Origin of the sequence: Streptomyces sp. Edi4 (assembly GCF_040253615.1) — a bacterium.
Taxonomy (GTDB): Bacteria; Actinomycetota; Actinomycetes; order Streptomycetales; family Streptomycetaceae; genus Streptomyces.
In genome coordinates this window covers 5713303-5734434 of record NZ_JBEJGY010000004.1, presented here as the reverse complement: position 1 = coordinate 5734434, position 21132 = coordinate 5713303, and the positions used below count along the sequence as shown (strand labels likewise).

Annotated in this window: 15 protein-coding genes and 2 pseudogenes; 6 read left to right on the top strand and 11 right to left on the bottom strand. The window is 71.8% G+C overall.

The window, feature by feature from the left end:
• Positions 1–33 precede the first annotated feature (33 nt).
• The 6 genes from ABR738_RS28180 to ABR738_RS28155 form a co-directional block, all read right to left on the bottom strand.
• Positions 34–3078, bottom strand: a complete 3045-nt coding sequence (locus tag ABR738_RS28180; protein WP_350232750.1) for an alpha-mannosidase — start codon at positions 3076–3078, stop codon at positions 34–36.
• A 44-nt stretch (positions 3079–3122) separates the two neighbouring features.
• Positions 3123–5156: an endo-beta-N-acetylglucosaminidase gene (locus ABR738_RS28175; protein ID WP_350232749.1), complete on the bottom strand. Its 2034-nt coding sequence runs from the start codon at positions 5154–5156 to the stop codon at positions 3123–3125.
• A 22-nt stretch (positions 5157–5178) separates the two neighbouring features.
• A complete protein-coding gene (locus ABR738_RS28170; protein WP_350232748.1) occupies positions 5179–6420 on the bottom strand; it encodes a glycoside hydrolase 5 family protein in 1242 nt (413 codons plus the stop codon).
• 62 nt (positions 6421–6482) lie between these two features.
• Positions 6483–7349 carry a carbohydrate ABC transporter permease gene (locus ABR738_RS28165; RefSeq protein ID WP_350232747.1) on the bottom strand — a complete coding sequence of 289 codons (867 nt, stop codon included), beginning with the start codon at positions 7347–7349 and terminating at the stop codon, positions 6483–6485.
• Positions 7349–8302: a carbohydrate ABC transporter permease gene (locus tag ABR738_RS28160; RefSeq protein WP_350232746.1), complete on the bottom strand. Its 954-nt coding sequence runs from the start codon at positions 8300–8302 to the stop codon at positions 7349–7351. The genes ABR738_RS28165 and ABR738_RS28160 overlap by 1 nt, the downstream gene beginning before the upstream one ends.
• Before the next feature lie 241 nt (positions 8303–8543).
• Positions 8544–9839 (bottom strand): ABC transporter substrate-binding protein, encoded by a 1296-nt coding sequence (locus tag ABR738_RS28155; protein WP_350232745.1) that lies wholly within the window; start codon positions 9837–9839, stop codon positions 8544–8546.
• A gap of 210 nt (positions 9840–10049) precedes the next feature.
• On the opposite strand from ABR738_RS28155, the gene ABR738_RS28150 reads away from it, so the two are divergent.
• Positions 10050–11123: a LacI family DNA-binding transcriptional regulator gene (locus ABR738_RS28150; RefSeq protein ID WP_502964246.1), complete on the top strand. Its 1074-nt coding sequence runs from the start codon at positions 10050–10052 to the stop codon at positions 11121–11123.
• A 46-nt stretch (positions 11124–11169) separates the two neighbouring features.
• Here ABR738_RS28150 and ABR738_RS28145 read toward each other — a convergent pair whose 3' ends face one another.
• From ABR738_RS28145 to ABR738_RS28130, 4 genes and pseudogenes are all read right to left on the bottom strand, one after another.
• Positions 11170–13458, bottom strand: a complete 2289-nt coding sequence (locus ABR738_RS28145; protein WP_350232743.1) for a HelD family protein — start codon at positions 13456–13458, stop codon at positions 11170–11172.
• Positions 13459–13621: 163 nt separating this feature from the next.
• On the bottom strand, positions 13622–13954 hold the full coding sequence (gene trxA, locus ABR738_RS28140) for a thioredoxin (protein WP_350232742.1): 333 nt from the start codon (positions 13952–13954) through the stop codon (positions 13622–13624).
• Positions 13955–14103: 149 nt separating this feature from the next.
• Positions 14104–14499: pseudogene (locus ABR738_RS28135) on the bottom strand (MerR family transcriptional regulator); the annotation flags it as partial.
• A gap of 200 nt (positions 14500–14699) precedes the next feature.
• Entirely contained in the window at positions 14700–15230 is a 531-nt protein-coding gene (locus tag ABR738_RS28130; RefSeq protein ID WP_350232741.1) for an Lrp/AsnC family transcriptional regulator, read from the bottom strand.
• A gap of 78 nt (positions 15231–15308) precedes the next feature.
• Here ABR738_RS28130 and ABR738_RS28125 point away from each other — a divergent pair, with 78 nt between their 5' ends.
• Both ABR738_RS28125 and ABR738_RS28120 read left to right on the top strand, forming a co-directional pair.
• Positions 15309–16214: an NAD-dependent epimerase/dehydratase family protein gene (locus tag ABR738_RS28125; RefSeq protein WP_350232740.1), complete on the top strand. Its 906-nt coding sequence runs from the start codon at positions 15309–15311 to the stop codon at positions 16212–16214.
• Position 16215: 1 nt separating this feature from the next.
• Entirely contained in the window at positions 16216–17085 is an 870-nt protein-coding gene (locus tag ABR738_RS28120; RefSeq protein WP_350232739.1) for an aldo/keto reductase, read from the top strand.
• 94 nt (positions 17086–17179) lie between these two features.
• On the opposite strand, the gene ABR738_RS28115 is transcribed toward ABR738_RS28120, so the two are convergent.
• A complete protein-coding gene (locus ABR738_RS28115) occupies positions 17180–18817 on the bottom strand; it encodes an MFS transporter (RefSeq protein ID WP_502964245.1) in 1638 nt (545 codons plus the stop codon).
• Between the two features lie 276 nt (positions 18818–19093).
• Between ABR738_RS28115 and ABR738_RS28110 the strand changes: the two genes are divergently transcribed.
• The 3 genes and pseudogenes from ABR738_RS28110 to ABR738_RS28100 all read left to right on the top strand — a co-directional run bounded on the left by ABR738_RS28110 (position 19094) and on the right by ABR738_RS28100 (position 20987).
• Positions 19094–19657 carry a TetR/AcrR family transcriptional regulator gene (locus ABR738_RS28110; RefSeq protein ID WP_350234778.1) on the top strand — a complete coding sequence of 188 codons (564 nt, stop codon included), beginning with the start codon at positions 19094–19096 and terminating at the stop codon, positions 19655–19657.
• 203 nt (positions 19658–19860) lie between these two features.
• Positions 19861–20315: pseudogene (locus ABR738_RS28105) on the top strand (phospholipase).
• 126 nt (positions 20316–20441) lie between these two features.
• Complete coding sequence (locus tag ABR738_RS28100; RefSeq protein WP_350232737.1) at positions 20442–20987, top strand: GntR family transcriptional regulator; 546 nt, start codon at positions 20442–20444, stop codon at positions 20985–20987.
• Positions 20988–21132 lie beyond the last annotated feature (145 nt).

Here is a 21132-nt window from a genome sequence, read left to right as displayed (position 1 = left end):
GGGCCTGGCGCGGCGCGCGGTGGACGCGCCGCGCTAGGCCCGGCGCAGCCGCAGCGTGCGCAGCTCGAACGGCCTCAGCTCGACCTCGACGGCGCCTTCCTTCAACTCGCCCTGCGACAAAGGGCGTTCCAGAAGGTCCGTCACGATGACGCTCGCGGCGGCGAACCCGGGTGTCAGCACCGCCCGGGCCCGGCCGCCGTGCGCCTCGTGGAAGCGGACCACCACGTCGCCGCTCCCGTCGTCCGCGAGCTTGACCGCCGTCACCACCACCGCGTCGTTGTCGACGGTGACGAGCGGCGCGACCGGGCCGGCCCCGGGCACGGTCCGCTCGGGCAGGTTCACCCCGTACCCCTCGCGCACGGCGTCACCGATCGTCGCGCCCGGCACGAGGGCGTGCCGGAAGCGGTGCGGGCCCTGGTCGGTCTCGGGGTCGGGGAAGCGGGGGGCCCGCAGGAGCGAGACGCGCAGGGTGGTGGTCGTGCCCGCGTCGGGCCGTACCGTACGCGTCACGTCGTGGCCGTAGGTCGAGTCGGTGACCAGGGCGATGCCCCAGCCCGGCTCCTCCAGGTGCACGAAGCGGTGGTTGCAGGCCTCGAACTTGGCCGACTCCCAGCTCGTGTTGGTGTGCGTGGCCCGGTGGAAGTGGCCGAACTGGGTCTCAGAGGCGTACCGCTCGGCGTGCACGTCCAGCGGGAAGGCCAGTTTCAGGAACTTCTCCGTCTCGTGCCAGTCCACCTCGGTCACGATGTCCAGGCGCGCGGAATCCGGCTCCAGGGTCAGGGTCTGGGTGACCTTCGAGGACCCGAAGGAGCGCGTCACCCGCACCGACGCGCCCTCGCCCGCCACCACCTCGTCCGCCTCGACCAGGTCCGTCACGGTGTTGCGGTAGAACGCGTCGACGTCCCACGCGTCCCACATGTTGGGGAAGTCGGGGTGGATCTGGAGCAGGTTCGCGGGGCGGTCCGGTGCGATCGTCTCGCGTCCGGCGGCCAGGTCGTACGCCGAGACGACCAGGCCACGCCCGTCGATCTCCACCCGCAGCCGCTCGTTGGCCAGGACGAACCCGCCGCCGGGGCGCTGGGAGAGCGCCGGCTTCTCGCCCCTCGCCCGGACCGCCGCGCCGCCCGCCGCCACGCCGTGCCGCCGGTGCGGGGTGGCGTTGAAGACCAGGGCCTGGGTGCCCTCTCCGGCCAGTGCGCGCTGGGCCCGCTCGATGAGGGCGGTCAGTTCGCCGGCGAGCGCCGCGTAGGTCCGCTCGGCCTCGCGGTGCACCCAGGCGATGGAGGAGCCGGGCAGGATGTCGTGGAACTGGTGCAGCAGGACCGTCTTCCAGATACGGTCCAACTGCTCGTAGGGGTAAGGGAATTCGGGCTCCCGCAGGGCGGCGGTCGCCGACCACAGCTCGGCCTCCCGCAGCAGGTTCTCGCTCCTGCGGTTGCCCTGCTTGGTCTTGGCCTGGCTGGTCAGGGTGGCCCGGTGCAGCTCCAGATACAGCTCGCCCACCCATACCGGCGGGTTGGCGTACTCCGCCTGCGCCTTGGTGAAGAAGTCGGCCGGGGTCTCCCAGACCACCCGCGCGCTGCCCTCCAGGTTCCGCAGGCGCGCCGCCTTCGCGATCATCTCGCGGGTGGTGCCGCCGCCCCCGTCGCCCCAGCCGGTCGGCGCGAGCGAGTGCCGGGCGACACCCTTGTCCTTGAAGTTCCTGGCCGCGTGCGCGATCTCGCTGCCCTTCATCGCGCAGTTGTAGGTGTCCACGGGCGGGAAGTGGGTGAAGATCCGGGTGCCGTCGATGCCCTCCCACAGGAAGGTGTGGTGCGGGAACCTGTTCGTCTGGGACCAGGAGATCTTCTGGGTGAGCAGCCACTTCGAGCCGGCCGCCTTGATGATCTGCGGCAGGCCGGCGGCGAAGCCGAAGGTGTCGGGCAGCCACGCCTCCTCGTTCTCCACGCCGAACTCGTCGATGAAGAAGCGCTTGCCGTGCACGAACTGGCGGGCCATCGCCTCCGAGCCCGGCATGTTGGTGTCGGCCTCCACCCACATGCCACCGGCCGGCACGAACCGGCCGTCGGCGACCGCCTTGACGACCTTGGCCCACACCTCGGGCCGGTGTTCCTTGATCCACGCCCACTGCTGGGCCTGCGACATCGCGAAGACGAACTCGGGCTCGTCCTCCAGGAGCGCCGTCATGTTGGAGGTGGTGCGCGCCACCTTGCGTACGGTCTCGCGCAGCGGCCACAGCCACGCCGAGTCGATGTGGGCGTGACCGACGGCGCTGACGCGGTGGGCCGAGGGCTCGGCGGGGCTCGACAGGACCTCGGTGAGCCGGTCGCGGGCCGCGGCGGCCGTGCTGTTGACGTCCTGGAGGTCGAGTGCGTCCAGGGCGCGGTCGACGGCGCGCAGGATGTCCCAGCGCCGTCCCGAGTCGACGGGCAGCTCGTGCATGAGCTCGCCCAGCACCTCCAGGTCGATGACCAGCGCCCACACCGTCTCGTCGAAGACGGCGAGGTCCATCCGGGCCAGCTTGTAGAGCGGGTCCTGGTGCGCGGTCTCGATGTCGCCGAGCCGGGTGGGCACGAAGGGGTGGTAGTCGAGCAGGACCGGGTTGGAGGCGGCCTCGATGTGCAGGCACACCTCTTCGCCGCCCTCGGCGGGGGCGCCGATACGCACCCACTGGTTGCGCGGGTTGAGGCCCTTCACCGGGGTGCCGTCGGGCCGGTAGACCAGGCCCTCGCACTGGAAGCCCGGCATGTTCTCGTCGAAGCCGAGGTCGAGGACGGCCTCGACCGTCCTGCCCGCCCACTCCTTCGGCACCCGTCCCGTCACCCGGAACCAGCTGGTGCCCCAGGGCGCGCCCCACGCGTCACCGACCGCGACCGGCACCACCTCGGCCGCGAGCCCTTCCGCCACCGCCACCGTTCCCCGATCTCTCGACTGCGCTCGATCGGGGGAGGCCCCAACCCCCGGAGCCACCCACACGGCGACCTCGAGCGGCACCGACTCCGGGTACACGGCGGGACGGACGCGCTCGTCCAGAACGCGCTTGAGGCGGGCTTCGACCAAGCCGCGGTCGTCATGCATGGGGGTGCTCCGTTTCGGAAGGGGTGGGACTGCCGGGGGTGGAACTACCAGGGGTGGACGGCTGTGGCGGGAGCGGAGACGGTGTAGAGCTCGCCCACCGCCCGCACTTCGAAGCATGCCGACTTCTCGCCCGGTTCGGGTAGCACGCCCGGCACGAAGTAGGCGCTCTGGCAGGTGCCGCCGGCAAAGCGCCGGGAGCCGTCGGGCAGCACCCGGTGCAGCTCGTAGTGGCGTACGTGACCGGGCGCGGGGCGCCAGGTGAAGCGAAGACCGTCGGAGCCCGCGCCGATTCTCAACTTGGCCGGTTCGCAGGGCACTTGACCGTGGTCGCGGACCGCGAGCGCGCCGATGCGGTAGTCGAGCGCGCCCGGCGCGGTCAGACGCACCCCGATCGCGCGTACGGAGCCGGACAGGCCGGCCAGGGAGACGCGCGCGGTGGTCCAGTCGCCCGCCTTCAACGTCCCGGCGGGCAGCAGGCGGTAGGGGTGCGGTTCGCCCGGCCGGGCGGGCTCGGCGGTCGCGACGGCCAGCTCGACGGTGACATCCGCCTGGGCGCGGTGGGTGAGTTCGACGACCGTACGCCGGGAGAGCGTGAGCCGCGTGGTGTACAGGTCGAGCGTGACCGGGGCGCCCGGCTCCCCCGCGACGAGGACACTGCTCCCGCCGCGCCAGGCGTCCTCGAAGTCGAAGGCGACGGCGGGGTGGTGGCCGCTGGTGCGGGTGACCCAGCGCCGGGCCGGGAGGCGGTCCTGGAGGCCCAGGTGGTTCCACGCGGTAGTGGACGTCACCTTGCCGCCCTCGTACCAGCGCACACCGTGGCCGGTGTTGAAGGTGGTGGCGAAGGGCAGCGCGGTGACGGTGGAGCGGTCGGCGACGAGGGCGGCGGGCGCCCGCCAGGGGCCGTCCGTCGCGGGACGCGAGGGGTCGAGTGACGCGCCGGTCCAGAACCGGTCGTCCGCCGCGTGGAAGTCGCCCGGGGTGTGGCCATCGGGCAGGTGGCCGCGGGTCCACTCGGGCCGGTAGAAGCCGATCGAGGCCGTGTGCGGCTTCCCGGCCGGCGCGATGGCGGCCCAGTCCACGGAGGTGTCGTAGCCGTGGGACTCGACGTCCACACCGGCCCACAACTCGTAGCGGTCCCGGTCCAGTCGCTCCGCCTTGGCGCCGGACGCCGCCAGGGTGGCGGACGTCCAGCGGAAGTCGAGGAACATGGCGTCGGCGGCCCGGAAGAACGTCTCGTTCCGCTCGTTGAGCGCGCCCTGCCAGCTCACGGAGCCGTTCGCGGTCATCGAGTCGTACCAGGTGACGCGCTGCCCCTTGGCGGCGCCGAGCTTCTTCAGCTCGGCCACGAAACCGCGCGCGTCCAGGGCGAGCGCCGTGTTGCCGCCGTCGGTCTCGGCGTTGATGAACCACCCGTCGAAGCCGTACGCGGCGGCGACCGCGACGAGCCGTTCGGCCAGCGGGTAGCGCCCGGCGGCGTCCTTGCGCACGAGGTCGCGGGTCCACTGGAGCTGACCGCCGTAGGCGGCCGGCGGCAGGAAGACGGTGCCGAGCACGGGCACGCCGTGCCGGTGGGCGGCGTCCACGACCGGCGCGTTCGGCGCGAGGATCAGGCCCTCGCCGGACGAGCCGCCCCAGAAGACCAGCTCGTCCAGGTAGGCCCAGTGGGTGAGGGCGTAGTAGTCGGCGGTGGGTGAGCCCTGCGACGGGTTGGAGGCGGTGGGCCCGAAGGAGACCAGCGACTGGACGCGGGCCTGCCCCGCGCGGGCCGCGGTGTTCACCGGGGTGGGTGTGAAGCGCCGCGCCAGCGGGACCGACGCCGCGTTGAACGCCAGGTCGGTGTCGTCCGCCGCCCGCCAGGACGACAGGCTGCGCCAGGTGATGCCCTCGCCCGGGCTCCCCGGGGGCAGCGAGTCCGGGTACCAGTAGGAGGCGTATGGCTGAACTGGCAGGCGACCGGCGGCAGTTGGGGTGTCCGGTGCGGTGGTGTCCATCGGGGTGGCGTGCGCGGGCAGCGCCGGAGCGAGGGCGGCGGCCGCGCCGGCGATGACCACGGCGCGTCTGGTGGGGTGGTGGTGCACGGGGTGCCTCCTGGCGGGAGCGTTACCGGACCTGGTCGGGGGTGAGGACGTCGGTGATGCCGCGCGCGGCGAGGTGGGCCCGGTCCTCGGCGCGGCTCGCGAGGACGGTGGTGGGGCGGGCGCCGTCGGCGGTGAGCCCGAAGAACGCTTCGAAGACGGCGCCGCCGGGGGCGCACGAGGAGCGGGACGCGGGGGCGTCGGGCACCACGAGGGCGGTGGACCGGGGGGCGGGGGCGTAGGCGCGGGCGCCCTCCCGCAGCGCCCTGGCGGTCCCGGCGAGCACCCGCGCGGTGTCCTTGGGGTGCCCGTCGTTGGTCAACAGGCCGAGCCCGTACTCGAGTTCGGGGAAGTCGGCCAGGTCGCGCGAGACGTCGTGCGAGCTCCACCAGGTGATGCCCCACAGGCCCGGGCAGTCCAGGGTGTTCTCGACGGTCGCCTCGGTGAAGGCGGCCGCGTGCGCGGGCGGCACCAGGGGCGCAGGCGCGCCGACCTCCTGGAGCCAGACCGGGCGGTGCGCGTCCAGCGCCCAGGCCTTGGACAGTTCCACCAGGTAGGCGGCGTGGTGCTCGACCGGCACCGAGAGGCGTCCGTGGAGCTGCGCGGTGCCGTTGAAGACCCAGGAGTGCACGGCGGTCACCGCGCCGCGCCGGGCGGCCTGGGCCGGGGTGAACGGCATGTCGTCCTGGTACCAGCACGCGTCGTACTCCGCGTGCAGATGGAGCCGCCCCGGCGCGCCCTCCTCGCAGGCCGCGAGCATCCGTGCGAGCCACGCGTCCACCTCGTCGGGGCCGGCGCGGTCGGGGTCGGGGTGGGGCCCGGCCGAGAACTGGTTGATCTCGTTGCCGACCGTCATGCCGATGAAGTTGGGCCGGCCGGCGAGTGCGGCGGCCAGGGTCCGCAGATAGGCGGCCTGCCCCTCGACCACCTCGGGGTCGGTGAACAGGTTGCGGCGGTGCCAGGTGCGGGTCCAGGCGGGCAGGAAGTCGAAGCTCGACAGGTGCCCCTGGAGCCCGTCCACGTTGACGTCGAGGCCGCGCTCGGCGGCGGCGTCCACGAGGTCGAGCAAGTGCTCGATGGCGCGGGGCCTGATGAGGGTGCGGTTGGGCTGGAAGTAGGGCCACAGCGGGAAGACCCGTATGTGGTCCAGGCCTAGCGCGGCTATCGCGTCGAGGTCGGCGCGCACGGCGTCCGGGTCGTAGTCGAGCCAGTGGTGGAACCAGCCTTGGCTGGGCGTGTAGTTGACGCCGAAGCGCGGGGCTGCCATGGATGGACTCCAAGGTCGGTCTGGGAAAGGTGAGTTGGGGGGCGGGAACGGCGGCGCGGTGGTCAGCCCTTGACCGCGCCCTCGCCGACACCGCGGAAGAAGAGCCGCTGGAGGAAGGCGAACATCACGATCAGCGGGGCGACGGCGATGATGGTGCCCGCCGCGACGACGCGCTGGTTGTCGGAGAACGTGCCGTGCAGGAAGTTCAGGCCGACGGTGAGCGTGAAGTGTTCGGAGTCGGAGAGCACGATCAAGGGCCACAGGAAGTCGTCCCAGGCGCCCATGAAGGAGAAGATCGCGACGACCGCGAGAGTGCCCTTGACGGCGGGCAGCGCGATGCGGGTGAAGCGCTGCCAGACGTTGGCGCCGTCCACGATGGCCGCCTCTTCGATCTCGTACGGGATGGCGCTGAAGGCGTTGCGCATCAGGAGCACGTTCATCGCGCCGATACAGCCCGGCAGCACCACGGCGACCAGGGTGTTGTTGAGGCCGAGCGAGCGCATGGTGGCGAACTGGGCCAGCATCGTGGCCTCCATCGGCACCAGGAGGGCCAGGACGAACACGGTCCTGGCGGCGGCGCGGCCCTTGAAGCGGAGCCGGGCGAGCGCGTAGCCGGCCATCGCGGCGCCGACGACGTTGGTCGCCACGTTGCTGAGCGCGACCTTCACGGAGTTCCAGATGAAGTCCCAGACCGGGATGATCTCGGCGACGTGGCGGTAGTTGTCGACCGTGGGGTGCTGGGGCAGCAGCCGGGGCGGCGAGGTGTAGATGTCCTCGGTGGCGCCCTTGAGCGAGGTGGACAGCTGCCACAGGAACGGGCCGGTCATGACGAGCAGCACGACGACGAGGGCCAGGTAGCGCAGGGCGAAGCGCCAGCGGCGGGCGCGGACGCGGCGGGGCCCGGTGGGGCGCTGGGCGACGGCGGCCATCAGTCCTTGTCCTTCCGGTCGGCCCGCAGCACGAGCAGCATCAGGACCAGGGTCAGCAGGAACAGCACGATCGACAGGGCGGAGGCGTAGCCGGTGCGGCCCTGGAGCCCGGTGCCGGCCCGCTGGATGAGCATGACGAGCGTGGTGTCGGCGCCGCCGGGCCCGCCGGTCGGCCCCGCGATCATGAAGACCTCGCTGAAGACCCTGAACGCGGAGACCGCCGAGAGCGCGCCGACCAGGACCATCGTGGAGCGCACCGAGGGCATCGTGACGGACACGAAGCGCCGCAGCGGCCCCGCGCCGTCGACCTCGGCGGCCTCGTGGAGCTCCCGGGGTACGTTCGCGAGCGCGGCCAGGTAAATGATCATGTAGTAGCCGAGGCCCTTCCACACGGTCAGGGCCATGGAACTGAGCAGCAGCAGCCACTGGTTGGACAGGAACGGCACCGGGTCCACGCCCAGCGCGCGCAGCACGCCGTTGATGAATCCCCGGTCGTCCAGCATCCACACCCACATCAGGGCGACGACGACCACCGACGCCACGACCGGCGTGTAGTAGGCGGACCGGAAGAACGCGATGCCGGGGATGTGCCGCTGGACCAGGAGCGCGAGCAGCAGCGGCAGCAGTACGAGACAGGGCACGACCAGGACCACGTACAGCGCGCTGTTGCGCAGCGCCACCCAGAACTGGTCGTCGTGGAGCAGCGCGGTGAAGTTGTCGAACCCGACGAAGGTGCCGGGGGTCAGGGTGCGGGCGTCGGTGAACGACTTCCACACCGTGGCGAGGAAGGGGTAGAGGTTGAAGGCGAGGGTGACCAGGAGCCCGGGCGCCAGGAACAGCCAGGGGCTGAGGGCGCGATGAGTGCGCCCGGCGGGGCGACGCCGCCCCGGACGCCGCGCGGGGGCGGCGTCGCGGGGAGGGCGCGCGGCGTCCTTGGCGGGGGCGGCCGGCATCGACGCACTCATCGGCGAACCCGGGTCGCGGGGGCGGCGGGGCACACGCCCCGGTCCCGGGTCGCGGGGGCGCCGGGGTTCATATCCGGGTCCCGGGTCGCGGAGGCGGCGGGGCACACGCCCCGGTCCCGGGTCGCGGGGGTGGCGGGGTTCATATCGGGGTCCCGGGTCGCGGGGGCGGCGGGGGTCACGGCCCCGTTCCCGGGCGGGAGTGTCGCGGGGTTCATCCGGGTGCACCGTGTCACTTCTGCTGGATGAGCTTGGTCATCTGGCTCGCCGCGCTGTCCAGGGCCTCCTTGGGCGACTCCTTGCCCTGGAGGCACTTGGCTATTTCGTTGCGCAGGATCGTCTTCATCTCGTCGCTGAACAGCACCGGCGTGTAGTTGACGGCGGTCGGCAGCATCTTGGCCGAGGCGACCCGGATCTTGCCCTCCTCGCTGCCGTCGGCGGTGGTCCAGTACTCCTTGTCCAGCGAACCCTTGGTGCTGGGGAAGACGGCGACCTTGTGGCCGAAGTCCTCCTGGTTCTTCTGGTCGGTGACGAAGTGCGCGAAGGCGAGCGCGGCCGCGGCGTGCTTGCTCTGGGAGTTGACCGAGAGACCCTGCAAGTACATGTTCTGCTTGCCGGTGTTGGTCGGTACGTCGGTGATGCCGAGGCTGCCGTAGAGCGAGGGGGCGTTCTTCTTGAAGGTGTCGAGGTCGTGGGCGCTGCCCGGGTTCATGGCCACCTCCTGCTGGAGGAACTTCTGCCCGGCCGTCTCCGCGGTGAGCGTGAGCGCCTGCTTGTGCAGGCCGCCTTCCTTGAACATCGTCTGATACTTGGTCAGGAACTCGACGCCCTTGGCGTCGTTGAAGGTGAACTTCGTCCCGTCCTTGCTCATGATGTCGACGCCGTAGCGCCCGAAGTCCTCCACGGTCGGCGGCTGGGCCAGCGTGGCCTTGCCGTTCTTCGCCAACTGGGCGGCGTCGGTGAAGAGTTCGTCGAACGTCTTCGGCGCCTTCTCAGGGTCGAGACCGGCGTCCTTGAACATGGTCTTGTTGTAGAAGAGCGGGCCGGTGTTCAGATACCAGGGCAGCGCGTACGAGCCGTCGAGCCCCGGCATGTCGAAGCCGTGCCAGGCTCCGTCCAGGTACTCGGGCTTGAACTTGGCGGCGACCTTGTCCTTGTCCAGGTTGAGCAGGGTGCCCGCCTTGGCCAGCGGATAGGCGAGGTCCGGGGAGAGGTTCACGACATCGGGCAGCGTGCCGGCGGTGGCGTCCGCGCTCAGCTTGTCGGCGTAGTTGTCGGCGGGCTGGTCCACCCACTTCACCGTGGTGCCCGGGTTGGCCTTCTCGAAGTCCTTGATCACGCCTTCGAAGTAGTCCTTGAATTTGGCGCGGAGGTTCCAGGTCTGGAACTTGATCTCGCCCTCGATCTTCCCGTCGGTGGCCGACCCCTTGCCGTCACCGCCGCCCCCGCACGCGGTGAGCAGGGTGAGCGAGAGGGCCGCGCCGAGACCGACGGCCGTCCGGATCGCGACACTGCGATGAATGGACATGAGTGGCTGACTCCTTCGCCTCGTCCCGATGACGTTGCGGCACACCATGCAGCGCGCTTGAAATGGCCGTCAATACCGGACAAGCGACCGAATTCACTAAACTCGCAGGCCAGACCCACTAAAAAGGACTAAAGACCTGAATGTTGGGGACGAACTAAGGCGGTTTAGTGACCTTGCGCTAAACCGCGTTACCATCACGCCATGAGCGAGATCGAAACCGATACGCCGCCACCCCGCCGCCCGACCATGAAAGACGTGGCCAGAGAGGCGGGCGTCTCCACGAGCGCGGTCTCCTTCGCCCTCAACAACCGGCCCGGGGTCTCCGACGCGACCCGGCGCCGGGTCATACGGGTCGCCGACCGGCTCGGCTGGCGGCCGAGCTCCGCGGCGCGGGCGCTGTCCGGCGAGAACGCGGGGGCGATCGGGCTCGTGCTCGCCCGCCCGGCGGACAGCCTGGGCGGGGAGTCGTTCTTCCTCCAACTCGTCTCGGGCATCCAGGCGAGCCTCGCGCCGCGCGACCAGGCTTTGGTGTTCCAGATGGTCGACGACGTCCAGGCCGAGTGCGAGCTGTACCGGCGCTGGTGGGCGGAGGGAAGGGTGGACGGGGTCATCGTGGTCGACCCCCGCGTCTCGGACCCGCGCCCCGAGACCCTGGCGGTCCTCGGCCTGCCGGCCGTGGTCATCGGCGGCATGGAGGCGCCAGGCAGCCCCGACGCGCCCCAACTCCCGCGCCGGGCAAGGATCTCCAACATCTGGGCGGACGACTCCGGCGCGATGGACCTGATCGTGCGTCACCTGTACGCGCTCGGGCACCGCCGCATCGGGCACATCGCGGGGACGCCCGGCTTCGCCCACACGGCACGCCGCATCGCCTCACTGCGAGCGGCGGCGCGGCGCCTCGACCTCGACCACGCGGTGTCCGTGACCACGGACTTCACCGACCGCCAGGGCGCGAAGGCGGCCCGCCGCCTGTTCTCGGCCGCCACCCCGCCCACCGCCCTCATCTGCGACAACGAGGTGATGGCGGTGGCGGCGGTCAGCGTCGCGGCGGAGCGGGGGCTGCTGATCCCCCGGGACGTGTCGGTGGTGTCCTGGGAGGACTCCGTCATCTGCCACACGCTGCACCCCCAGCTGACCGCGCTGGTCCGCGAGGCGGACGAGTTCGGACACCGCGCGGCAACGCAACTCCTGTCTCTCCTGGACGGCGCGTCCCCCCGCCAACTCCAGGACCCCCTGCCGAGGTTGCTCCCCCGGGAGAGCACGGGCCCGGCGCCGACGGGGTGACGGGTTTCCCGTCCCCCACTCGTGCGCCCGGGCCGCCGCCGGATGCTCAGGGGCGCGCGCGACCCGCAGGAGAGACCCAAGGCGTCAGGCCGGCCAGGGCTGTCGGCAGCGCGCCCGCGTGCAGGACGGCCATGCGTCGCGTCGCCCGGGTCAGTGCGACGTACAGGTCGCTCACCCCGTACTCCCCCGGCTCCACCACCAGCACCACGTCGAATTCGAGCCCCTTCGCCTGGCGGGGGTCGAGCAGGGCGACCTCGGATGTGAGGTCCGGCGTGGTTCCGTGTGCCGCGTCGGGCAGCGCGGGCCGGAGCGTCGCGTGCAGGCGGGCCGGGGCGATCACCGCTAGGCGCCCCGTGCCCCGTTCGTCGGCCACCGCCCGCGCAACCGCCGAGGCCAGTTCGCCGGGCTCGACGTGTCGCGCCCACGGCCGCACCCCCGTGGACCGCACCGAGCGTGGCGGCACGAAGGACGGGTCGGCCGACCGGCACACCTCGGCCGCCACCTCCATGATCTCGGCGGGCGTACGGTAGTTGACGCCGAGCCGGGCGTGCTCCCAGTGCCCGGCGGCGACGTACGGCTCAAGGATCCGCTCCCAGGACCCGACGCCCGCCGGGTCCGCGGTCTGCGCCGGGTCCCCGACGAGCGTCATCGAACGGGTCGGGCAGCGCCGCATCAGCAGCCGCCACGCCATCGCCGAGAGCTCCTGCGCCTCGTCCACGATGATGTGCCCGAACGCCCACGTCCGGTCCGCCGCCGCCCGCTCGGCCGCGCTGCGGTGGTCGGCCTCCTCGTGCCGCTCTGCCATCCGCTCGGCGTCGATGATGTTGTGCGCGGCCAGCACTTCGGACTCCTCGTCCTCGAACTCGTAGGACTCCGAGCCCTCGGAGAGGTCGAGCACGCCCTGCGCGTAGGCGATCCGTTCCTGGCGTTCGGCCTCGGCGGCCGCGCGGGCCGCGCTGTCGTCCTCGCCGAGGAGTTCGGCCGCCTCGTCCAGGAGCGGCACATCACCCGGCGTCCACGCGCCGCCCTCGCGCCGGATCAACTCGGCTTCTCCGTCCGGGAGATGGGAGGGGTCGGCGAGGAAGTCCGCCACGAAGGCCGCCGGGGTCAGCTTCGGCCATAGCTCCTCGATGGCCGCGTGGACCTCGTGGCTCATGGCGATCTCCTTGCCCATCTGCGCCGCGTCGTCGGGGCCGAGGAGGTTCGGCCCGCCGAAGGGGTCGGCGCCGACGCGTTCGACGAGCTGCGCGGTGAGCGCGTCGATGATGTGGAAGGCGAAGTGCGGCAGGGCCAGGTTGTGCGGGAGTCCGCTCCCCCGCGCCTTCCACCGGGCGTCCTCGGCCATCGCCCGGTCGAGCGTGAGCGTCCCGTAGCCCTCGTGCGGGATCTCGATGGCCGTCCCGGGCACGGTCTGACGGTCGCGTACGGCCGCCGCGAGCACCTCGGCCATCGAGGCGCGGCCCTTGATCTCGGCCGCCCGAGCGGTGTCGGTGCCGGTGGCGCGTACGCCGGGGAACAGCTCGGCCATGGTCGACAGGAGGACGCCCGTCTCGCCGAGCGAGGGCAGCACGTCGCCGATGTAGCCGAGGAACGCCGGGTTGGGGCCGACGACGAGCACCGCCCGCCGGGCCAGCAACTCCCGGTGCTCGTAGAGGAGATACGCCGCCCGGTGAAGGGCGACGACGGTCTTTCCGGTGCCGGGGCCGCCCTCGACGACGAGTACGCCGCGGTGCGGGGCGCGGATGATGCGGTCCTGTTCGGCCTGGATGGTCCGCACGATGTCGTGCATCCGGCCGGTGCGGGCGGCGTCGAGCGCGGCGAGCAGCACCTCGTCGGCGTCGGCGCCCTCGTGTCCGGTGCGCTCGGTGTCGGTCAGGTCGAGGAGTTCGTCGTGGAGCGCCGTGACGGTGCGCCCCTCCGTGCTGATGTGCCGGCGGCGGCGCAGTCCCATCGGGCAATGCCCGGTCGCGAGATAGAAGGGACGGGCCTTCTCCGCACGCCAGTCGATGACAAGAGGCGTGCGCTCTCTGTCGTTGTCGCGGATTCCGATGCGGCCGATGTGGTGCGTCGCGCCGTCCCGGAAATCAAGCCTCCCGAAGCACAGCCCATTCTCGCCCGCGTTGAGCGCGCCCAGCAGCCCGGACTGCTCCGCGACCAGCACGTCTCGTTCCAGCCGGGCCTGGAGACCCGTGCCGGTCTGCGACAACGCCGAACGCACCGCGCCCTCCGCCTGAGCCCGCAGGTCGTCGAGGCGGGCGTAGAGACCGGTGATGAATTGCTGTTCCTTCCGGAATTCCTCGGTTGACAATTCCACTCCTGACGCGATACACTGCATTCATAAGGCTTGTTCGTGTCCCGGTTGCGCCCGGACGCGAAACATCCAATATACGCAGGAGAATGCCCCGGATGCCAATTCATCCGGGGCATTTTCTTTATGGTTATGGCCTTGTGCGCGCGGGGCGCGGCGCGCGGTGTCGCGCTCAGCGCCCGGGGCGGGCTCAGATCACGTCTGCCAGCTCCTGGAGCAGTCGCCGCTTGGGCCGTGCGCCCACCATCGCCTTCACCGGCTCGCCCGCGCGGAAGACCATAAGGGTGGGCATCGACAGGACGCCGTACCTCGCGGTCGTCACCGGGTTGGTGTCCACGTCCAACTGGACGATCTTCATCCGGTCCGCCTCCTCCACGGCGAGGGCGCTCAGAACGGGCGCGATCTGCCGGCATGGCGGGCACCAGTCCGCCGTGAATTCGACCAGGACCGGAAGCTCGGCCTCCATCACCTCGGCGTGAAAGGTCTCGTCGGTGACCTCGTCCACGTGCGCTGCCTTGATCACTGTCTCGTCTCCCCTGTCGCCGGCCCCGCGTGCGGTGGCGCGTGCCGTTGGCTTTGCCGTTCGGCCGGTGGTTGCGCGTGCCGTTCGGTTTGCGGTTGCGCGTGCTGACGCGTGTGCGGTTCCGCGTGCTGTCGCGTGTGCGGCGGGCTCAGTTCGCAGAGCGGGTCGGGGCCGCCGGGGACCTGCGCCGCCGCCATCACCTCGGCCCGCGCCAGCTCCTCGCCCACCTGGGCGCGCACGGCGGTGAGTTCACCGATCAGCGCGTCGAGATCGCTCAGCTTGCGGCGGTACACGGCGAGCGAGGCGGGGCAGGTGTCCCCGGCCGGGTGGCCGGCCCGCAGGCACTCCACGAAGGGCCGCGTCTCCTCCAGGTCGAACCCGAAGTCCTGAAGCGTCTTGATCTGCTGGAGCAGCCGCAGGTCGTTCTCGTCGTACGTGCGGTAGCCGTTGTCGGTCCGCCGCGCGGCCAGCAGGCCGCGCGACTCGTAGTACCGAAGCGTGCGGGTGGTCGTCCCTGCCCGCGCCGCGAGCTCGCCGATGCGCATGACAAGGACGGTAATCCTTGACGCCGACGGCAAGGCAAGCACGAGGGCAATCCCGGGTGCCGGCGCCCCGCACCGCACCGCACCGCACCGCACCGCACCGCACCGCACCGCACCGGCCCGCCTTACCCCGGCCCGCCTTACCCCGGCCCGCACCGCACCGGCCCGCACCGCACCGGCCCGCGCCGCACCGGCGCCGAGCGTCAGCCCGCCACCGGCGGCAGCAGCGGCTTCCCCTCGCGGCCGCCGACCGGCGACGACAGCACGATCGACGTCGTCGTACGCCCCAGCGCCGACGTCTGCTCCAGGACCTCCTCCAGATGGACCGTGTCGGCGACGGCCACCTTGAGGATCCAGCAGTCCTCCCCCACCACGTGGTGCACCTCGGTGATCTCCGGGCGCTCCATCAGCTCCAGGGTCCTGGGGTGCTTCAGGCTGTAACCGCCGTGCGGACTGACCCGGATGAACGCCTGAATGCCGTAGCCGAGCCGGGCCGGATCGACCCGCGCCCCGTACCCCGTGATCGCGCCGCCCGCCTCCAGGCGGCGCAGCCGCTCGGTGACCGCGGCCGGGCTCAGCCGCACCCGCCGGCCGAGCTCGCTGAGCTTGATCCGGCCCTCCCGCTGGACGACTTCGAGCAACTGCCGGTCCACCGCGTCGAAGCCCGCTGACGAATCGTTGGCGATGGCGCGCGAATGCCGTGGTTGTTTCGGTACCGCCGCGAGATCTCCCATGTTTCCCCCTTCAGTCCATGGGCCGTCAACGTAACACTGGTATCGGGAGAAACCGCAGGTGGGAAGGGGATGGAGAACATGCGTGAGGTTCTGGTCATCGGGGGAAACCGCTACTTCGGCAAGCGGCTCATCGCGCGGCTGCTCGCGGCGGGTGACCGGGTCACGGTCCTGAACCGGGGTTCGACCCCGCCACCGCCGGGCGTGCGGCAGCTGATCGCCGACCGCGACGACGAGGCCTCGCTGGCCGCCGCCGTGGGCGAGCGCGTCTTCGACGTCGTGGTCGACCAGGTCTGCTACACCCCCCGCCAGGCCGCGATCGCCCGGCGGGTGTTCACCGGCCGCACCGCGCGCTACGTCATGACCTCCACGGTCGAGGTGTACGAGTACGAGGACTGCGCGGAGCCGGTGTCCGAGAGCGCGCTCGACGCGTCAACGGTGGTGGTCACCGGGGAACTCCCCTGGCACGAGCCGGAGTTCGTCGCGGAGTACTACGGCGAGGGCAAGCGACAGGCGGAGGCGGTGTTCGCCGCCGACCCCCCGTTCCCTCATGTCGCGGTGCGGGTGGCCCATGTCCTGGGCGGGGCCGACGACTTCACCGGACGCCTGCCGCATTACGCCGACCGGATCCGCGCCGGGGAGCCCGTCGCGGTCGCCGTGCCCAACTGCCCGGCGACGTACATCGACGTCGAGGAGATCGCCGCGTTCCTGTTCTGGGTGACCCGCCAGGACTTCACCGGACCGGTGAACGCCGCCTCGCACGGACCGCTGGGCACCGAGGACATCGTGGCGGCGGTCGCCGGCGCGCTCGGTGGCGGCCACCCCGCCGTCCGCTACCAGCCCGTCGAGGTCGGGGCGGTGTCGCCGTTCTCCTTCGCCCGCTCGTACGCGATGGACAACGCCCGCGCCGAGTCGCTGGGCTTCACCTTCTCCCACACCAAGGACTGGCTGACGCGCGCCGTCGCCGAGACGATCGGAGTCAACTGACATGCTCTACCGCACCATTGGACCCTTCAAGGTCGGCGCGGTCGGATACGGGGCGATGCCGCTGTCCATCGAGGGGCGTCCGGACGAGGCGCGGGCGCTGTCCACCGTGCACGCCGCGCTGGACGCGGGGATCACGCTCATCGACACCGCCGACTCCTACTACGCGCCGGGCGGCGAGCCGGGCCACAACGAGCTCCTGATCGCCCGGGCCCTCGCGGCCTACGGTGGCGCGACCGATGAGGTCCTGGTCGCCACGAAGGGCGGGCGGGGGCGCACCGACGACGGTGACTGGACGGTACGGGCCGACCCGGGCCATCTGCGGCGGGCCGCCGAGGCCTCCCTGAAGCGGCTCGGCGCCGAGGCGATCGGCCTCTACCAGCTGCACAAGCCCGACCCCGGGGTGCCGTTCGCGGAGTCCGTCGGCGCGCTGCGCGAGCTCGCCGAGGAGGGCAAGGTCCGGGCGGTGGGGCTCTCCAATGTGGACAGTGAGCAGATCCGCGAGGCGCGGGAGATCCTGGGCGACCGGCTCGTCAGCGTGCAGAACCGCTTCTCGCCCGCCGTCCGCGACAGCGGGCCCGAGCTGCGGCTCTGCGCGGAACTCGGGCTCGCGTTCATGCCGTGGAGCCCGCTCGGCGGGATCTCCCGCAGCGCGCTCGAGGGTCCCGGCGGCGCTCCCACGCCCGAGTCGCCCTTCCACGCGGTGGCGCGCGAGCGGGGCGTGAGCCCTCAACAGGTGGTACTGGCCTGGCTGTTGAGCCTGGCGCCGGTGGTGCTGCCGATTCCGGGCGGCAGCCGCCCCGCGTCGGTACGGGACTCGGCCGGTGCGGCCGATCTCGTACTGAGCGGGGCGGAGCTGGCGCTGCTGGGCTGAGCCGTACGGGCCGGGCGCCGAGCCGTACGGGCCGGGTACTCAGCCGTGCGGGCCGGGTCCTGAACCGTGCGGGCCGGGCGCTGGGCGGCGCGGGTCAGACCGTGACGCTCTCGCGCTCCTCTGCGCTCTGCCCGGCCTGCTCCTCGCCCTTGCCGCGGCGCGGCAGGAGCACGGCGACCAGGACCGTGCCGACGCCCAGGATCACGGCGCCGACGAGACTGGTGCGGGCGACCGCGTCGGAGAAGGCGGAGCCGACGGCGTGGCTCATCTGCTGGGCCCCGGCGGCCAGTTGCTCGGCCTGGGCCTTGAGCTGGGCGGCCTGCTGCGGGGTGCCCGCGTGCAGGGCCTGAGCGCCGAGCTGCTTGGCCTGGTCGCCGATGCCCTGGGCGACGGCGTATCCGGCGCCGACCGAGTCCTGGGCGGTGCTGAGCGCGGAGGCGGGCAGCTTCGTACCGGCGGTGGCGTCCGCGAGGTGCGAGGAGTACGACTTGGCGAGCACCGAGCCGAGGATGGCGATGCCGAGCGAGCCGCCGAGTTCGAGCGAGGTGTCGTTGACGGCGCCGCCGACGCCGAGTTCGGCCTCGGGGAAGGCGCCCATGATCGCGTCGGTGCAGGGCGACAGGGCGAGGCCGATCGCGACGCCGAGGATGATCAGCGGGGCGAGGAAGTCGCCGTAGCCGGAGGCCGAGTCGACGCGGGTGAGCAGCGCGAGCGCGACGGTTCCCGCGACCATGCCGGCGGTGACCGTGACCTTCATGCCGAGCCGGGGCGTGAGGAACCCGGTCAGGGCCGATCCCACGAAGACCGCGCCGGCCAGCGGCAGCATGCGGACGCCGGTCTCCAGCGGGGTGTAGCCGAGCACGAACTGGAGGTGCTGGGTGAGGTAGTAGAACGCGCCGAAGACGGCGAGGAAGAACAGCGCGACGGCGAGCAGCGAGCCCGAGAACATGCGGTGCGCGAAGCGGCGTACGTTCAGGACGGGCCGGGGGTGGCGCAGCTCCCACACCACGAAGGCCACGAGTCCGAGACCGGCGATGACGGCGGCGCCGATCGCCTTGGCGTCCCAGCCGAAGTGCGGGCCCTGGATGATCATGTAGACCAGGGCGCCCACGGAAACCACCGAGAGCAGGCCGCCGACGTAGTCGATGCGGTCGTGGTGGGCGGCCTTGGACGGCGGTACGAGGACGAACGCGCCGACGACCGCGATCAGCGCGATCGGCACGTTGATGAGGAACGTCGAGGCCCAGCCGTGGTTCTCCAGGAGCGCGCCCGCGACCAGCGGTCCTGCGGCGATGGCGATGCCGGCGGTCGCGGTCCACAGCAGGATCGCCTTGGCGCGCTCGGCGCGCGGGAACGTGGAGGCGAGCAGCGACAGGGTCGCTGGCATGATCAGCGCGGCGCCGACGCCCATGACGGCGCGGGAGGCGATGACACCGGTGGAGCTGTCGACCAGCGAGCCGACCACGGAGGCGCCGGCGAAGACGAGGAGGCCGAGCACGAGCGCGCCCCGGCGGCTGTACTTGTCGCCTATCGCGCCGAGCAGCAGCATCAGGGCGGCGTAGGGGACGGTGTAGCCGTCGATGACCCACTGGAGGTCGGAGCTGCTGAGCCCCAGGTCCTTGGTCATGTCGGGGGCGGCGACGGTGAGGGCGGTGTTCGCCATCACGATGATCAGCAGGCTGAGACAGAGCACGAGCAGCGCCCACCAGCGCCGCCGGTAGGGCGTCCCCATCTGCTCGACGGGCTGATTGATGACGAGACTCACGCGTCTCACCCTTCCTGTGCCTTGCTTCGGTTCGCGTTCCCCGGCCCGGCGTCCGGCGGGACCCGAGTCGGCGTTCGCCGGGACCCGACCAGGGAGATCCAATTGCACATTGATGTGCAATTACACACTGCTGTGCAATTTACGCCCCTGCACGGCGCTGTGCAAAATGGGGCTGTGACTGCTACCCCCGCCGCCGCCCCCTCCCCCTCGGGCGGCCGCGCCGACGCGAACCGCCGCCGCATCATGGAGGTGGCCTTCGCCGAGCTGGTCCGCGACCCGGATGCCTCGATGGACCAGATCGCCCGGTCGGCGGGGGTCGTACGGCGCACGGTGTACGGGCACTTCCCGAGCCGGGACGCGCTGATCGCGGCGCTCGTGGACGAGGCGGCACAGACGGTCGCCGAGGCGCACCGCGAGGGGCGCGAGGGCATCGCCGACCCGGCCGAGGCGCTGGCCCGTGCGACGCTCGCGGTCTGGGAGATCGCCGACCGCTACCGGCTCCTGGTCGCCCTCGCCCAGCGCAGCGTCACCATGGCCGGCATCAAGCAGCGCCTGGCCCCGGTCCGCAAGGAGTGCGTGGACCTGCTCCAACTGGGGCTCCTCAAGGGCGTGTTCGCCTCCCACCTGCCGCCCGCCGCGCTCGCCTACGTCCACGAGCAGTCCCTGTTCGGGCTCATGGAGGCGGTCAACGAGGGCGCCCTGCCCGCGTCCGAGGCGGGCCGCGCGGCGGCCACGACCCTGCTCCTGTCGGCGGGCGTCCCGCCGGAGCGGACGGCCGACGTGGTGGCGGCGGCACTGAGCCGGTAGGCGCACGGAGCGGCCCCGCGCCCGCGCGGGTCACGACCGGCGTGGCCACGACCAGGACGGCCCCCAACGGGCAGGCACCCGGGTGGCGACCGCGACCTTCGCCTGCCCGACATCCGCATTTCAACTGAACCTATGGCGCGCGCATGGCCCGTGGAGCCAGAGTGACGGCACATCAATTGCCGGACACTCCACGGAGGTTCAGGATGCGCCGTCGTACCGCCCTCAGCATGACTGCCGTAACGGCGCTCACGCTCGCCGCACTGGCCACCGCCCCGGCCCAGGCCGCCCCGGCCGACAAGGCGCAGGTGCTCGCCTCCTTCACCCAGACCGACGCGGCCAGCTCGAACGCGTTCCAGGCCGCCCGCGCCGACCAGTCCCGCTGGTCGGCCTACGGCTTCGACTGGTCGACCGACTACTGCTCGAAATCCCCCGACAACCCCTTCGGCTTCCCCTTCAAGTCCTCCTGCGCCCGCCACGACTTCGGCTACCGCAACTACAAGGCGGCCGCCCAGTTCCCCGCCAACAAGCCCCGCCTGGACAGCGCGCCCTGTACGAGGACCTGAAGCGCGTGTGCGGCGCGTACGGCAGCGCGAAGAAGGCGTCGTGCGACGCGACGGCGTGGACGTACTACCAGGCGGTGAAGGCCCTGGGCACGTGACCAGGCCCGGGCGGAGTCGGGCCGGGGTGCGTCCGGCCATGCGTGCCTCCGGCCGTGCGTACCGGGGCCGTGCGTCCCCTACCGTGGACGGCGCAGCCGTCAGCAGGACATCCGCGGGAGGACTCGATGAGCGTCGGCGAGTGGGTCAGCAGTTCGTTGCCGTATCTGGCTGTGCACGGCGGTGGCTCCGCGGCCGACGCCTGGAAAGCCGAGGGTGCCGCCCGGGGCGGCACCGGGCGACAGCGCATCGTGTACGCCGGGGAGGTGGCCGCCCCGGCCGAGGTCTCGGTGGCCTTCGAAGGGCCCGAGGGGATGCCGGTCGTCATCCGGCGCAGGGTGATGTACCTCGATGAGCAGCCTTGCGAACTGACCGACAGCTACTACCCGTTGAGCATTGCCCGCGGTACGCCCCTCGCCGGCACCGCGAAGATTCGCGGCGGCGCGGTACGGCTGCTGGCCGAACTCGGCCACACGGGTGTCAGGGTGCGCGAGGACGTCCTCGCGGCGCTCCCCGACGACGAAGCCCAGGACGTACTGGGGCTCGCCCCCGGCGCACCGGTCCTGCGGATCGTGCGCACCACCATGGACGCGGACGACCGGGCCATCCAGGTCGACATGATGACCATGCCCGCCGCGCTTCAGCGCCTTCGCTACGAGGTCAGGATCGGATGAACCGCGGCAGCCGCCGAACCGGATGCCCCCGTCACGTGCTCCGCACCCTGCGCGCCGCGCACAGTGGGTGGTACACGTACCCGGCCGGTTCCGGCGGGTGAGCCGGGTCGCCGGTCGGGGGGTGGGCGCGGGAGCATGGGGGGCG

Excerpts from the sequence above, each read along its gene's own strand:
- ABR738_RS28100 (WP_350232737.1), top strand. The coding sequence starts at position 20,442 with ATGAGCGTCGGCGAGTGGGTCAGCAGTTCGTTGCCGTATCTGGCTGTG.
- ABR738_RS28165 (WP_350232747.1), bottom strand. The coding sequence starts at position 7,349 with ATGGCCGCCGTCGCCCAGCGCCCCACCGGGCCCCGCCGCGTCCGCGCC.
- ABR738_RS28155 (WP_350232745.1), bottom strand. The coding sequence starts at position 9,839 with ATGTCCATTCATCGCAGTGTCGCGATCCGGACGGCCGTCGGTCTCGGC.
- ABR738_RS28170 (WP_350232748.1), bottom strand. The coding sequence starts at position 6,420 with ATGGCAGCCCCGCGCTTCGGCGTCAACTACACGCCCAGCCAAGGCTGG.
- ABR738_RS28125 (WP_350232740.1), top strand. The coding sequence starts at position 15,309 with ATGCGTGAGGTTCTGGTCATCGGGGGAAACCGCTACTTCGGCAAGCGG.
- ABR738_RS28115 (WP_502964245.1), bottom strand. The coding sequence starts at position 18,817 with ATGGGGACGCCCTACCGGCGGCGCTGGTGGGCGCTGCTCGTGCTCTGT.
- ABR738_RS28180 (WP_350232750.1), bottom strand. The coding sequence starts at position 3,078 with ATGCATGACGACCGCGGCTTGGTCGAAGCCCGCCTCAAGCGCGTTCTG.
- ABR738_RS28110 (WP_350234778.1), top strand. The coding sequence starts at position 19,094 with ATGGAGGTGGCCTTCGCCGAGCTGGTCCGCGACCCGGATGCCTCGATG.
- ABR738_RS28120 (WP_350232739.1), top strand. The coding sequence starts at position 16,216 with ATGCTCTACCGCACCATTGGACCCTTCAAGGTCGGCGCGGTCGGATAC.
- ABR738_RS28160 (WP_350232746.1), bottom strand. The coding sequence starts at position 8,302 with ATGCCGGCCGCCCCCGCCAAGGACGCCGCGCGCCCTCCCCGCGACGCC.
- ABR738_RS28130 (WP_350232741.1), bottom strand. The coding sequence starts at position 15,230 with ATGGGAGATCTCGCGGCGGTACCGAAACAACCACGGCATTCGCGCGCC.
- ABR738_RS28145 (WP_350232743.1), bottom strand. The coding sequence starts at position 13,458 with ATGCAGTGTATCGCGTCAGGAGTGGAATTGTCAACCGAGGAATTCCGG.